This window comes from Sphingomonas sp. 3P27F8, assembly GCF_005502745.1.
In the GTDB taxonomy this organism is placed as follows: domain Bacteria; phylum Pseudomonadota; class Alphaproteobacteria; order Sphingomonadales; family Sphingomonadaceae; genus Sphingomonas.
In genome coordinates this window covers 26,021-39,096 of record NZ_SCNL01000012.1, presented here as the reverse complement: position 1 = coordinate 39,096, position 13,076 = coordinate 26,021, and the positions used below count along the sequence as shown (strand labels likewise).

Sequence of the window (13,076 nt, the reverse complement as noted above, 5' to 3'; positions counted from 1 at the left end):
AGGTGTATATATACATCATCAACAAGGACGCAACCGCTAGGGAGAACGGCGTTGGAAGGTGCATGGGAAGGTCTGTTGCTCAGCGAGCATGCGCACAGGGCCGCTAACGATATGGCGGTGGCGACCGCGGCTCTGCACTTCGCGCAGCGCCGCCATGGCGCGGATCCCCAGGTGGCCTCGGTGATCGCCAGACTGGAGGCGTCCGCGCAGGTTCAGCGGCTGCTCTGCGCGCGCCCGACTGGCGAGCCCGTCGACCTGGACGCGACCCTGCGGCGCCTCTGCGCGGCGATGGCCTCCGCGCACGGGGGCGCGGAGCTGGCGGTCACCGTCGGCCTCTCGTCCCGACCGCTCATGGTGGCCGACGGGACCGTGATGGCGTTGGCCATGTGCGTGCACGAGCTGGTGAGGAACGCCATCGTGCATGCGCCGTCCATCGGCGCACGGATTCGCGTCGAGGTGCGGGACGACGGCGTATCGACGCGGGTCGCGGTCATCGACCGCGGACCTCCGCGCACCTGGGGCCGTGCCGGGGGTCAGGGAGCGGCGATCGTCGACCAGCTCGTCGCCCGCATCGGCGGCGTGGTCGGACGCCGCGTCTGCGCTGCCGGGGGGCGCGTGGAGATGGTGTTCAAGTGCCTGGCGGTGAACACTGCCGGGATCCTCGAGGAGGCCTGACGATGGAGGCGCTCTCGATCGATCGCGGCGGCTGTCCTGCCGCATCCACTGACGCCGTTCCCTCGGACGACGTCAGGATCCTCCGCCGCCTCCGTTTGGTCGAGGGTCCGACTGGACTCGGCGATCCGGACGCGGGGACCGTCGCCGCCGCCATCGACGTCGAGACGACCGGTTTCGATGCGGAGGAGGACGGCGTAATCGAATTGGCGCTCCGTCGCTTCCGGTACGACGCTGACGGTGTGGTCACCAGGATCGGTCGCCTCTACACGTGGCGCGAGGACCCCGGCCGCCCCATCCCAGCGGACGTCTCGCGCCTGACCGGCCTCACCGACCAGAGCGTGGCCGGTCAGAGGATCGACACCGGGCTGGCGACCAGGCTGCTGTCCGACGCCGCTCTCGTGATCGCGCACAACGCGCCCTTCGACTTGAAGTTCGTTGAAAAGCGGCTGCCGGGGATCGGGCGGCCCGACTGGGCCTGTTCGATGCAGGACATCGACTGGCCCGCCAATGGGTATGATGGCCGCAAGCTCGGCCATCTCCTGTCGCAGGCGGGGTGGTACCACGACGCCCATTCCGCCGGGGCGGACGTCGACGCCGTCATCGCTCTGCTGGGCCAGCGGCTGGCGGACGGCCGCTCTGCGATGGGCCACCTGCTGGAGGCTCATGCCGAGGAGGCCTGGAGCGTCAGCGCGGTCGGCGCCCACATCTCGCTCAAGGACGTGCTTAAGCGGCGGCGCTACCGGTGGGATCCCGAGCGCAAGGTCTGGCACCGCCGCCTGCCGGACCGCGATCGCGACGAGGAGCGGGCCTGGCTGGCGGAGCGCATCTATGCCGCCGACGTCAACCCGTTCGGCAACGAGCCGCAGTGGGACCGGCTGGACAGGGGGCGCCGCCATGCGTGATCGGAACCTGGAGGGTTTGACGATCCTGCCGATCGCGGGCGTCGTGGAGGTCGGGGCGTCCCGGCTGTTCACGGCGACGCTCGCCATCACCGATGGCGAAGGCGTCCTCGAACTCGTCCACGCATGCCGAGCCGGCGGTGTCGGGGAGGTCAGGTCCAGGTTGTCTGCGAGGATCGGTCCGTCGCTCGCCGCGATGGCGACGGTCCGCCCGGGCATCGATCCCTCCGACCCCATCGTCAGCGCCCTGCTCGGCGCTGGCATCGTTCGGACCCTCTCCGCCACGGGCGATCTCTACGGACACGCGCTCTCCGGCGGCGGTGACCTGGTCGTCATGCAGAGGAGGAGCTGATGGCCGGTTTCCCGACGCCGCGCTCCTGCGCCGCCGATCATCACGCGAGGCTCATCGAGCTGTCCGGGATGCTCGGCCACGTGGGTACCGACCTCGTCGCGCGTGCCTATGCGGCGTTGGCCGACCGTGCTGATCATGGCGAGCGCCGTCGCGCGCGCGACGACCTGTCGCTTGCTCTGGCGGGTTTGCGCAGGGACGCCGACGAGCGGCTGTCCGAGCTGTTCCGGAACTACGTCGGGGCGACCGTCTGCGCCGTGTCGCCGCTCGTGGTGGCCGCCTGCCGGATCGAGGGCCTGGACTTGGACGCGACGGTTGGGCTGCTCCGTTACGAAGACGGCCGGCGGCATTGGCTGGGCGGCCCGGCTCCTCTTCCGGCGTCCATCCTGCGGCGGCTGCCGGATCCCGGCACGGACCTCCTGCGCCCCCACGAGGTGGTGCGTCGCTTCCAGCGCTGCGGCGTTGTGATCAGGGAGGACGGGGAGGGTGCCGGCGCCTTGGGATTCCGCGTCGGCGCGACCTGCCTGGAGATCGGCATGCGGACGGCAGCGATGGGACTGTCCACTCGCGAGGGGCGGGCGGTTCTGACCCTGCGCGATCCGCTGCCGGAGACGATCCGCATCGCCATCCGCGGCCGTCGCCTGGACGAGGTTGTGGACTTCCCGCTCGTCAACGGTCGTGGCAACGTCATCACCGGCGCCTTCCAGCGCCCCGGCATCGGCACGGCGCTCGCCTTCCGCGCCGAGCCGCTGCCGTGGCGCATGCCTTGGGCGCGGCGATGGGTTCGCGACGACACGGACGAGAACGCCGGACGCGGTGGCGGTTGAGCCCGGTGGGCAACCTGCGCGCGGACCTGGAGGAATTCGAACGGGTGGTTGGCGAGCGCGTCGAGGCGGTGGCCATCGGGCGTCGCCGCATGTGCGACGACTTCGACCACGACCCCGCCATCGTCCCGATCGGGCGCGACGAGGCCATGGCTATTCTGGACTACGGGTTCGACGGCAGCCTGGGTGGCAACGACAGCCCGCATCCGGTCTACGCCTGGACGGCCAGCTGGTGCGTGTTCCTGGCGGGCGAGGACGGCGTGACGCGGTTGGCGTGGGTACCCCGCGCCCCTCGCCGCTGCGTCCCCGAGCATGGCGGCAGCTGGTGGCTGTGCGGCCCCCACGACTGGCGAAACCTGGCGGAGTGAAAGGGTCGCTAGGCTTGTGAAAATTCCTGTGAAAGCCCTTGCGAACACCATAAAAAGATGTATATAAACACCAACGCAAATTGTGGGCAGTATGATGGCGACCAACCGTAAACCGCGATCCACCGATTTCAATCTGCGCCGGTTGCGGTCGAACCTGCTGCGCAACGCCACCGCGCTGGATCGTCTCGCGGACCTGGGTCTCGGTCCGGACGGTATCGAGGCGTTGGGCCTGGGTATCAAGGAGCCCTATGTCCGCAGTGACGGCACCGAGGTCGACGGCGTGGTGGCATACCCGCTCCAGGTCGCGGGCAGGCGTCGGCGCTATGGCTATCTCAACCTGGATGGCGTGACGGTGAACGGCGAGCACGCCGTGGCGTGGGGGCCGGGCGCGGCGGCGACGGTTCGCGCCGGGCGGGGCGGGACCGCGCTGGTCATGGGTTCCCCGATGGAGGCCTGGCAGATCGGCGCCGCGGCCGGCCGGCTCGGGCTGGAGGTGACGGCGCTTGCGAGTTCCCAGCCCGACGCCTTGCCGGAGGAATGGGAGCGTCCTGCGTTTTGGGCGTCCTGGGACAGGCTCATCCTGGTGGAGGGCCTCTCGTCGGCCGTCGCCGCGCGGGTGGTCGAGGTCGCTCGGCGGCCCGTGGAGACGGCGGCGGGCATCGAGGCGGGCGTCGCCACCGAGCATGCGACGGTGCAGCGCCGCCACGAGGAATGGCTGGAGGAGATCCTGGAGTTCGCCCGTGTCGGTCGCCGCAGCGGCGTGCGCGTGGTCGACGACGGGGACGACGCGGCGGGGGACTTCGCTGCGGCCCCGATTTCGGTCCACGGTGGCTTCGCGCGTGGCTACCTCTTCTACCCGTTCCTGGTCGAGCGTCGGCGCGCCGGCGTATCCGGGGCCGAAGGCGACCTCCTGCACAGCTACGAGACGCTCATACTTCGCTCGGACGGGGCGATCCTCGAGCCGCAGGTCCTGACCGCGCCGCCCGGGACGCCGGCGGGCCGCAGGGTCCACGCTCTGACCGATGGCACCCGCATCGAAGCGCCGCCGCAGGCCAGCCGGCATGCGAGTTGGTCGCTCTCCTCGATCCAGGCATTCGCGGCCGCGCGGGCGAGCGGTGACGATCCCTGTGGCCGTCCGCCCGAGGAGATCCTGAGCGACGTCCATCGCTTCCTGCAGTCCCGCGTCCATTTGCCCGACGCGGACGATGTCTGGGTCGCCACCGCGTTTGTGTTCATGACCCACCTGTTCCGCGTCTTCGACTCGCTGCCGCTGCTGCTGCTTACCGGACCCCGTGGCTCCGGTAAGTCCGAACTGGCCTCGGCCGCAGTGTCGCTCGGGTTCAACGCAGTCATGATGGGTCCGGGATCGGCCGCCGCTCTGGTCCGACTGACGCGGGAATGCGGGGGACTGATTGCCCTCGACGACGCGGAGGGTCTCGCCACCCAGTCTTCCGGCTTCGGGGAGCTCGGACAGTGCCTCAAGGTCGGCTACAAGGCGACCAGCGCCAGGAAGCCGATCGCGCTGGGAAGCGGTCGGATCGACACCATAGACTTCTACGGTCCGCGCCTCTTGACCAGCATCCGGGGCGTCGACCCCGTGCTGGGGTCGAGGTGCATCTCGCTCGCGACCGTCCCGGCGACCGTCGCGCTCCCGTCGGTCGCCCCGCCTGATGCCGTTGCGTTGAGGGACGAGCTGCACTGCCTGGCCATGTCCAGGTCGGTTGAGGTCGAGCGCGCGTATTCCCTCCTGCGCGACGCCTCGCTGGACCGGCGGGACGAGATCTGGGCGCCGTTGCTGGCGGTGGCCGGCGCGCTAGGCGGCGCGGGGATGGTCGCCGCCGTCGGGCGGCGCCGCGATGCCGAGCGGGAAAGGGCAGTCACGGCTGCAGCGTGACGGGCATGCCGACTGCCTTGGCGAGCAGGGCGACGAGCTCGATGGAGGCGGCAAGTCCAATGGTGTGAGGCCGCTGGCCGAAGAACATGTTCCGCCCGCTGCTAGCGACGGTGACGAGGTGGTTGCGCCCGCCGGGGGCGGCGAACTCGCAGCACACCAGTTCCCCGTCGGCCATCGGCTTGGTGATGTACACGTAGCAGCGGAGCCGCTCGCGCGCGCCTAGTTCGCGGATCGATCGAGCCTCCCCCTCGGCCCAGGCGCGCAGCTGCGGCGCGATCTGCGCCTGTCTCGTCCTGTCCTTCGGCGCGAAGACTGCGGCGGCCTCGAGATACAGTTCAGACTTCTTCATGCTTTTTCGCCTTTCAGGTTTTGGACACAGCCGTGGTGCTGGAGGTGTCTTCGCCGCGGCGGGCGTCACGACGCGCCGCGCGGTCCGGTGACGGGGCGGCGGCGATCGGATCGGAGCTGCGGCCGTCCCGCACAGCGCTCGGGCCGAGCGGCTGCGCTGGGATCGCGGCCGGTGTTCGCGCCGCGTTCACGATGCTGTATCTTATCGCGCAGGAGGTCGCGATGGATCGGGCAGTGGACGGCAGCGGAGAGGATGTCCGGTCGTGGGACTTCACGCACGCCGAGGCGAAGGCGCAGTGCTTCTTCTGTTATGATTGCAAGGTGCCGCTCGACGTCGTGAGGATGCCCAACTACTCGCCGCCGCCCGGAGGCGGCCGGCCCAGCGAGATGGCTTCCGAGATCTACTTCAGGAAGCGGCGGACCGACCCTCACCTCGACGACTGCTGGATAAGGCAGGAGGAGGTGGCCGCGATCATCGAGAAGCGGGTCGTGAGGTCGAAGAGTGGCCGGTCGGGCGCGCCGCCCAGCGCGATCGTCTTCGACCGGGAGGAGATCCGCGCGGCCCAATCCGGTTCCAATGGTGAGGACGCCGACCCGGGCCTGGTCAAGCGTTACCGCCACGTGCCGGGGCGGCGACGAACCGCCCCGGCGCGGCGATCGCAAGTCGGTCTCAAGCAGGATTGAGAGGGCGTGCCTTCTGCACCTGGGCGATCTCGTCGAACTCGAGCATCCGCTGAACGTCCAGTATCTGCCCCCCGGCGTCTCCACCTATGGCGACGTCTTCCAGCGCGCGGCGCGCGCCCAACCGGATACGAAGCGCATATGGTTCGCCAAGCTGCGCTACACGATCGCCCCCGTCGTTAGCGGGACGACAATGCGCCTGGCGACGTTCGACCGCGAGTTCCTCGTGGACCGGTCGGGGTGGCGGCCCTCCGTCATTTCGGAATTCGACGACGAACTCGCCGTGTGCCTGGACCACGTCGGCAAGGAGTGGCCGTCCGCCAACGGAATGATCGACCCGTTCGTCTACGCCCTGGGCGAGATGGAGCGCCCGGCCGGTCCCGTGGTTGTCCGCGACCACCGCTTGATCTGCATCGCCGTGCGGGAACGGCGCTAGTCGATCGGTATCGCGGTCAGGCCGAGCTCGTCCAACACCAGGGCGATCAGTGCCTCGGCATGCTCCGGCCTCTCGGCCTCCGACCTTGTGCTGCCGAGAAACGTTCTGCCGCTGCACGCGACGCGGAAGTCGTAGCTGTCGCCGCTTGGGACGTCGAAGAAGCAGTCGATCATCGCGATGCCGTCGATCTCCAGCCTCCTCACGCGGCACAGGACCGGTCCGTCACCCTCCAGGCGTTCGACCCAGTAGGCGTGTTCGGCCGTCCAGTCCCTGAGCTGGGCCTGCGACATCCCGGCGCGTGCCAGGAGGGCCTGCGGTGCGTATGCGTCGTCGTCGCGCCGGCTCATCGTCCCTGGCTCCGCTTCGGACGGGCTGCGGCCGCGCACAAGCCGTTGCCCGCGCCGTCGCTCGCCGGGACTTGCGGCGGGTGGCGGTCGTGGCCACGCCTTCGGCCGCGCCGACCGGGCTGCTGGCTCTCGATGCGGGACCGCTGCGAGGCCTCGGCCGCTGAGATCAGACCGTGGTGATTGCCGCGGTGGCCGACACCGCGCCACCATCCTGAAATCGCATTATTCGGAGTTGTGACACGCTCGGGGGTCCGATTTGGACGATCTATGGAAGTGACGAAAATGCCAACACATTGATTATAGGCGATATTTGATGCTGACGGACAAACTACGCACTTATAGAAGTCGACCTTCTATCAGATGCTGAAGGGAAAAACTGAGGGTGGAAAATCAATTACTTAGCCGCAAATCGCAACACGCTTTCCAGAATCGGTGTGATAATCTTGCGAATTGTAGCCTGACGTCGCCGAGCTAGCGGCCGGATAGGGTGCGGCGCTAGGTCGCTCGCCGGGGGCGGCGGACGGCCGTTGTGGCGGCGTTTCGGCGCGCCCATGGTCCGAGCTTGACCGGTTGGGCGAGGGGGCTGCCCTCGCCCTATGTGTGTCAGTCGATCGCCGGAACGACGTGCTCGATGAGCGACCTGCCGATCTCCAGGTCGATGTAGAGCCATTCGCCCGATTCCTCGACTGCCAGGATCAGCGCGCTCGGCGGAATGGCGTCGATGTCTACGACTTCGCGGAGCCTGCGTCCGACGAGGTCGGCGATGATCGTCGACGGAAGGCCCTTGGATGGGATCAGGAGCTGGTTCGCCTCCAGGCGGTAGGTGCCGTTGCGGTCGCGGTTCTCGATGTAGCCGCGCATGGTGCCGTCCTCCCAATGGACGCCGCCCATCAGATCGTATCCCTCTTCGCCACCGAACATGAACTCGACCTGCCGCTCATCTTCCATCATCGCGAGGATATCCGCGCGGGGAAGGCCGGCTGCGTCGATGATGCGGACCGCAGCGTCGTCGATCCAACCCGTGCCGCCGGCGACCATGGTCTGTGCGAGCACCTTGCTGCGTTCGGCGTGCATCGCAGCGAGCTTCTCTAGGCGCTTCTCCACCCGTTCGACGGAGTGCTCCGCGGCGCGGTCGATGCCGCGCTTGAGGTTGCAGCCGAGCATCTCGACATCGACCGTCATGAGGACATTGTCTTCAACGGGCGACGGGGTGATGCCGATGGCGACGATGCGCATCGGCGAGATGCCTCCGCTCGCAGGCGCGATCGCCTCGTTGGCGGCCTCCCGCATGAGCTCGACGTATTTCTTCAGTTGCGTCGCCATCTGAGCGACCCGGGTGGCACCATCGACGACGTTCTGGATGGTGTCCTCGAGATCGCGCGAACCGGTGTTCCGGGCCGGCATCGGATAGCGGAACTCGATGCCGGACTTGCCGACGGGCTCTGAGCGGATCTGGCCGAAGTAGGAATGGTCGTCGTCGTCCATAGCCTCGGCAATTGACAGCTTGCCCAGCTTCTTCATCGTGGCCTTGGGGATGGCAAGGGTGGCGGCGGCGATCACCAGCTCCAGCTCGGCGCGGCGCTCGACGGGATCAACCCGCGACGGCGTGATGTGCGGACCCTTGGTGGCTGCGGCCACGATGTCGTTCTGCATGTACACTTCAATTTTCCTCTCTGCTGGCTATCACAGCCAGAACATCAACATTCTGCATCTTCGTGGCGCGGGGCCGCCCCATCTCGTCGTCGGCCTCAAGCGGCGAGGCGCTGCGGGGCGACCACGATCTCGTCGGTCGTCATGGACCACCGCCTGGAATCTATCGAGGTCCGGCGGCGTGACGGCGCCGTCGCCGAACGGGGCAGCCGGTCGCCGACCATCGCGGCGAGGCGCCGAAGGTCGGTCCGGTCCAAGGTCTTGATTTCGAACATGTCATCTCCTTGAGCGCGGCCCCGAGGGAATCTATTTTCCCCACGCCTGCACTGCTCACCCGACCCTTAAGAAATCACCACCTGGCCAGCCTTTGATGGCCCAGGCCCTCGATGGCCCTGAACCCGTGGACCGCTGCCGTGGGCAGTCGGATTCGGCCTTTCGACTGCTCAGTCCTCAGAACCTCCGCCCTTTCCGGTTTCTGGCGACCGCGCCTGATCCGGCAACGGCGTCGTCGGCACGACGATCCGCGCGAACCGGACGCCGCCGCGTTCGTATGAGTCGGTGATCACCGCCTCTGGCGACAGGAAGGGGTGCTGCACGACCGCAACATCGCCGAGCCGACGTCCGGGAAGGGAGTCGAACAGCGTATCGGGCAACCCGGCGCCGAACTGCAGTTCCCCGTCATAAAGGCCTAGGTTGGTGGAGCGGTCGTGGATATCGGCGGTGATGACCCCTTCCTTCCACATGAGGGTCGCGGTCCACCGTCCGTTACCGAAGCGGATGGCGAACTGGTTCAGCGGCAGGAGCTGCCGAATGGCCGTGCCGGTTTCCACGCCCGCCTCGGCCAGGACGAGCCGGGCCGTCTCGTCGATCCAGCCGGCCCACCCATTCGCCCGCAGCCGGGCGAGGCTCGCCACCCGGCGCTCGTGGACGGTCAGCGCGGTGGTCAGCCCCGAATGCTCCTTCGAGCCGACCATGCGCCGCAGCGGCAGCACACGGCGTGTCAGGTCGTGACCGAGGATCTCGACGTCGAGCCCGACACGGACGTCGCCGGGGCCGCCGGTCGAGAACGTCATGGCGGTCAGCCGCGACGGAGAGAATGTGTCGTCGCACTCGCCGATGGCCTCGAGCGCCCGTTTCCTCGCGGCGTCGACGGCCGCCGTTGCGGCGCGGCGGTGCAACTCGATGCCGTCGAGGACGTCCTGCACCTCCCGCGCGACGATATGCGGGTTGAGCACACCCATGTCCCCGGAGCCGAGGTTGTGGTGCAGCTGGGCGCCTCCAAAGCCGGGAGCCGGGTCCGAACGCAGCGCAGGCCAGTTCGACGGATGCCCGTCGTGGTTCAGCGGCCCGGGATGGAGCGGGCCGAGTTCGGCCGCGGCCGGTCCGGAGAGCAGCTCGGACACTTCGTTCGCGAGCGTCGCGGCGGATCGCGCCCGCGCTCCGGGGTCGCCGAACCGATGGTGCGTCTCGATGTGGGTGTTCGCGTCATGCTCGATCATCGTCGTGGTCCTTGTAGAGAGTTGGGCGGCGCCCGCGCCCGGTCGCAGCTGGCGGCGGCCGGACGCGGGCGACCGTGGTCACTCCGCCAGGGGCAGCGGCTCGGGCGCCGCGCGGGACTTGCGCAGGTGCACCACCGCGAGCATCGCCTTGTTCCTGGGCAGGAAGTCGACGTAGTGCTGCTCGACAGTGCGCGCGGTGTCCTGGATCGCCCAGGCCGCGATGTAGATGTCGCCGGTCGTTCGCAGCAGCGACGTGGCGATGATGTGGCGTACGGCGTGCAGCCCGTGCGGCAGGACGTTCTCGGTGCCGGTCTCCGCGTCGGCGTCGTGCGCGAGGAAACGGCCGGTTAGGGAGCGGTAGACGTTGCTCAGCCCCGCCGCGGAGAGGGCCTTGCCCTTGTTGCCGATGAACAGGGCGTCGGAGGTTCGTCCGTTGAGGAGGTACGGCCGGCCGCGCGCCATGTAGTCGTCGAGCAGGGCATAGAGACCGTCCTCGTCGTCCAGCGTGAAGTCGTAGTCCTGCGCGTTGGCGAAGAAGGGACTGCTGAAGTTCTTGAACCGGCTGGAGGGGATGACGATCCTCCAGCGCACCGACTTGTCCTTGGCCTCCTCGCGCCGGAGCGTCGGCTCGTCACCCGCCACGGTGAACATCAGCGTTGCGGCGCGCAGCCCGGTCTGCAGGACGACGAGCGTGAGAATGCAGTTGCGGGTGTGCCGGTGGCGGTCCACCATCCCGAGCGGTCTGGAGGCGAGCATCTTCCGCACGTCGGCCATGTAGGGCACCATGGGGTCGTGCTCTGCGAGATAGCCCTTGAGCGGCTTGAACGGCAAGCGCAGCTTCTTCCGCTTGGGGTCGCCGGGGCGCATCTCCTCGATGTCCTCGAGCAGGTAGGCGTGGGTCTCGCCGACCGCGACCTGCCAGTTCTCCACGAAGGCGTCGAGGTCGAGGAAGACGTCGCCCTGGGCGAGAGCGCCTTCCTTGTCCCACCACTCCTGGAAGCGCACGAGGTACTCCTGGTATTCGGTCTTCCAGACCAACCCCGTTTCCGGCTTCAGGAAGTCTGCGGCGTGCTGCAGCGTCTGCGCGATGGTCGGCGCGAAGCGGCCGCCCGACCGCCGTTTCCGCCAGTGGGCGAAGGCGGTGAGGAGGTCGATCACCAGGAAGAGCGCCGGGTGGATGAGCTCGATGGGCATGCCCAGCCCGGGTTCGGCGATAAAGTCCGCTTCTTCCTGCGCCGTCGGTCCCGTCGCGTCTGCGTTCGGACCGCCCGGGACGTCGCCCTCGTCCTTCGGCTTCGCACGCTCTCTCACGAGGAAGCCGAAATAGTAGCCGAGCATGCGTTCCGCCATCCGCTCCGTCAGGGGCCGCCAGCTGCGGTCCTCCTCGCGCTTGGCGTTCGAGCGTTCCGCCTTCGACGGCCGCTTGCCGGGCAGGCGGAGATCCGCCTCGCGATACGGGCGGACCTCGTTGAGTTCCGGGGTGTGCTCGATCCAGGCGTCCTGCATCACCTTCGGCCACTTTGCGAACGGCAGCCGGTAGCGATCGCGGATCTGGCTGGAGAGGCGATTGGCGAACTCCGTTTCCTGCCGGACGTGGTGGGACCACTTCGCCCGCGCGATGGCGAGCTGCTCGTCGGGCGACTTGGTCGCGAAGTCGTCGGGCAGGTTCTTGCTCACTCCCTTGAGGCCGTGATCGCTGAGCTTGAGCTCGAAGCGGCGCGACTGCCACTCCTTGGTCAGGAGCCGCGTGAGCGTCCCGGGCAGCACCCTCAGCAGTTTCTCGAGAGCGAGGATGTGGGACGCCGATTCGACGGTCGGGAAGGCCAGACCGTGGAGCCAGTTGTGGGCGCGGGCCCCGACGGTCCTGATGATCTGGTAGGCGCTGATGCCGACCTCGGCGGCGAGGATCCTGATCGCGGTGGCGAACGTGTTGGGGAGCGGCTTCTCGGACCGCACGGCGTCATAGTATCCGATCCACCGCTGGATCTGGCTCGCCCAGCCCGACCCGAAGCCCTTGGGCCGCGAGGCGATGGCGCGCCTGATGCGGTCGGGCAGGTCGAGCGGCACGAGATCGCTGGTCTTGCCCCCCAGCTTGGGCAGGCCCAGGAACTGGGTGAGCGCGCGGACTGTGATGCGGGCCGTGTTCGCGGGGTCGGCGTGCTCCAATGCCTTAGCCTCCGCCTCCCTGGCTTTGCGCCCGAACTCCTTTAGGTCCTTGATAGTGAACCGCCGCCCCGCGACCATCGGGTGGGGGACGAGCGCCTTCCCGTTGCGGGCGTCCTCCATCGCCTGCAGGTTCTCGGCGGCCAGCGAACCGCCGACGATGTCCCGGACCGTCACGCCGGCGCCTTCGGCGACCTGCACCGCGTCGATCATCGTCGGGTGGAGGGGATCGGCGGGCATCTTGCCCTTGAGCCGCTTCAGCTCGAGCGCCAGGAGGGCAGGCACCGCGGCGTTCCGCAGGGTCGGGTCCCAGTGGGTGGTCGGCGCGACGACCGCTTCGCCGGGCACGCCGATCGCGCGGTCGATGGAGCGCAGGAACGCCTTGCGCCGCTCGTTGAGGTCCTTCGGCTTGCAGCCGATCTCTTCGCACGCGCGACGCCAGCAGTAGCGGCCGCTCGGTCCGTTGAGCGGCAGGCCGAAACCACGCTCCTTCATCGCGATCGCGTAGAACCCGATGAGCACGTCGACGGGCTCGCCGTCGGGCTTGCTGAACGCCTCCCCGTCGTCCGGCAGCAGGTCCTCCAGGCCGACCAGGGCGACGCGGATCGCGTCGGTCAGTTTCGCACCGGCGTGGCCGATGTGCTCGAGGATGGAAATGGAGGCGACGCCGTGGTTGCTGACCGGCGGCCGCAGTCCGTGCTGTACGATCCATGCGCGATACGCGTCGATCTTGCGCAGGATGCGGGCCTCCAGGTGCTTCGTCGGCGACCCGGCGAACTCTTTCTCGGCGTCGATCCCGGCACAGGCGGCCACCAACGCGGGCTTGGCGGCTCGCATGAGCCTGCCGAGCTGCGCGCCACGGAGGATGGTGGGTTTGTCGGACGCGTTACCGGCGAAGTTCTCGCTCTTGCTGACCATGTTCATCTCAACTTCTCCTTGAACG

General features: G+C 68.4%; 14 protein-coding genes. 8 read left to right on the top strand and 6 right to left on the bottom strand.

The genetic code is table 11. The features are described 5' to 3' along the window. The first annotated feature begins 117 nt into the window (after positions 1-117). The 6 genes from FFS35_RS14085 to FFS35_RS14060 all read left to right on the top strand — a co-directional run bounded on the left by FFS35_RS14085 (position 118) and on the right by FFS35_RS14060 (position 5,009). Complete coding sequence (locus FFS35_RS14085; protein WP_212742215.1) at positions 118-675, top strand: sensor histidine kinase; 558 nt, start codon at positions 118-120, stop codon at positions 673-675. Between the two features lie 2 nt (positions 676-677). Further along, on the top strand, positions 678-1,577 hold the full coding sequence (locus tag FFS35_RS14080) for a 3'-5' exonuclease (protein ID WP_137787733.1): 900 nt from the start codon (positions 678-680) through the stop codon (positions 1,575-1,577). Then, a complete protein-coding gene (locus FFS35_RS14075; RefSeq protein WP_137787732.1) occupies positions 1,570-1,926 on the top strand; it encodes a hypothetical protein in 357 nt (118 codons plus the stop codon). Before FFS35_RS14080 ends, FFS35_RS14075 begins: the two co-directional genes overlap by 8 nt. Further along, positions 1,926-2,750: a hypothetical protein gene (locus FFS35_RS14070; protein ID WP_137787731.1), complete on the top strand. Its 825-nt coding sequence runs from the start codon at positions 1,926-1,928 to the stop codon at positions 2,748-2,750. Before FFS35_RS14075 ends, FFS35_RS14070 begins: the two co-directional genes overlap by 1 nt. Positions 2,751-2,755: 5 nt before the next feature. Beyond that, positions 2,756-3,115 (top strand): hypothetical protein, encoded by a 360-nt coding sequence (locus FFS35_RS14065; protein WP_137787730.1) that lies wholly within the window; start codon positions 2,756-2,758, stop codon positions 3,113-3,115. A gap of 94 nt (positions 3,116-3,209) precedes the next feature. Further along, positions 3,210-5,009 carry a hypothetical protein gene (locus FFS35_RS14060; RefSeq protein WP_137787729.1) on the top strand — a complete coding sequence of 600 codons (1,800 nt, stop codon included), beginning with the start codon at positions 3,210-3,212 and terminating at the stop codon, positions 5,007-5,009. On the opposite strand, the gene FFS35_RS14055 is transcribed toward FFS35_RS14060, so the two are convergent. After that, positions 4,993-5,358 carry a hypothetical protein gene (locus FFS35_RS14055; protein WP_137787728.1) on the bottom strand — a complete coding sequence of 122 codons (366 nt, stop codon included), beginning with the start codon at positions 5,356-5,358 and terminating at the stop codon, positions 4,993-4,995. The two genes, FFS35_RS14060 and FFS35_RS14055, sit on opposite strands and share 17 nt — an antisense overlap. Positions 5,359-5,390: 32 nt before the next feature. On the opposite strand from FFS35_RS14055, the gene FFS35_RS14050 reads away from it, so the two are divergent. Next, positions 5,391-6,041, top strand: coding sequence for a hypothetical protein (locus FFS35_RS14050; RefSeq protein WP_137787727.1), 651 nt, complete (start codon positions 5,391-5,393; stop codon positions 6,039-6,041). Then, entirely contained in the window at positions 5,938-6,474 is a 537-nt protein-coding gene (locus FFS35_RS14045) for a hypothetical protein (protein WP_137787726.1), read from the top strand. Before FFS35_RS14050 ends, FFS35_RS14045 begins: the two co-directional genes overlap by 104 nt. Here the strand turns inward: FFS35_RS14045 and FFS35_RS14040 are convergent. From FFS35_RS14040 to FFS35_RS14025, 5 genes are all read right to left on the bottom strand, one after another. Then, positions 6,471-6,821 carry a hypothetical protein gene (locus FFS35_RS14040; protein ID WP_137787725.1) on the bottom strand — a complete coding sequence of 117 codons (351 nt, stop codon included), beginning with the start codon at positions 6,819-6,821 and terminating at the stop codon, positions 6,471-6,473. The two genes, FFS35_RS14045 and FFS35_RS14040, sit on opposite strands and share 4 nt — an antisense overlap. Positions 6,822-7,424: 603 nt before the next feature. Beyond that, a complete protein-coding gene (locus FFS35_RS14035) occupies positions 7,425-8,474 on the bottom strand; it encodes a hypothetical protein (RefSeq protein WP_137787724.1) in 1,050 nt (349 codons plus the stop codon). 95 nt (positions 8,475-8,569) lie between these two features. After that, positions 8,570-8,746, bottom strand: a complete 177-nt coding sequence (locus tag FFS35_RS20020; RefSeq protein WP_171007637.1) for a hypothetical protein — start codon at positions 8,744-8,746, stop codon at positions 8,570-8,572. Between the two features lie 168 nt (positions 8,747-8,914). Next, complete coding sequence (locus tag FFS35_RS14030; protein ID WP_137787723.1) at positions 8,915-9,970, bottom strand: hypothetical protein; 1,056 nt, start codon at positions 9,968-9,970, stop codon at positions 8,915-8,917. A gap of 78 nt (positions 9,971-10,048) precedes the next feature. Next, a complete protein-coding gene (locus FFS35_RS14025) occupies positions 10,049-13,057 on the bottom strand; it encodes a hypothetical protein (RefSeq protein WP_137787722.1) in 3,009 nt (1,002 codons plus the stop codon). Between the last annotated feature and the right edge of the window lie 19 nt (positions 13,058-13,076).

What these genes read in the sequence shown, in the direction of transcription:
- FFS35_RS14080 (WP_137787733.1), top strand. Translation starts at nt 678, where the DNA reads ATGGAGGCGCTCTCGATCGATCGCGGCGGCTGTCCTGCCGCATCCACT.
- FFS35_RS14075 (WP_137787732.1), top strand. Translation starts at nt 1,570, where the DNA reads ATGCGTGATCGGAACCTGGAGGGTTTGACGATCCTGCCGATCGCGGGC.
- FFS35_RS14070 (WP_137787731.1), top strand. Translation starts at nt 1,926, where the DNA reads ATGGCCGGTTTCCCGACGCCGCGCTCCTGCGCCGCCGATCATCACGCG.
- FFS35_RS14060 (WP_137787729.1), top strand. Translation starts at nt 3,210, where the DNA reads ATGGCGACCAACCGTAAACCGCGATCCACCGATTTCAATCTGCGCCGG.
- FFS35_RS14055 (WP_137787728.1), bottom strand. Translation starts at nt 5,358, where the DNA reads ATGAAGAAGTCTGAACTGTATCTCGAGGCCGCCGCAGTCTTCGCGCCG.
- FFS35_RS14040 (WP_137787725.1), bottom strand. Translation starts at nt 6,821, where the DNA reads ATGAGCCGGCGCGACGACGACGCATACGCACCGCAGGCCCTCCTGGCA.
- FFS35_RS14035 (WP_137787724.1), bottom strand. Translation starts at nt 8,474, where the DNA reads ATGCAGAACGACATCGTGGCCGCAGCCACCAAGGGTCCGCACATCACG.
- FFS35_RS20020 (WP_171007637.1), bottom strand. Translation starts at nt 8,746, where the DNA reads ATGTTCGAAATCAAGACCTTGGACCGGACCGACCTTCGGCGCCTCGCC.
- FFS35_RS14030 (WP_137787723.1), bottom strand. Translation starts at nt 9,970, where the DNA reads ATGATCGAGCATGACGCGAACACCCACATCGAGACGCACCATCGGTTC.
- FFS35_RS14025 (WP_137787722.1), bottom strand. Translation starts at nt 13,057, where the DNA reads ATGAACATGGTCAGCAAGAGCGAGAACTTCGCCGGTAACGCGTCCGAC.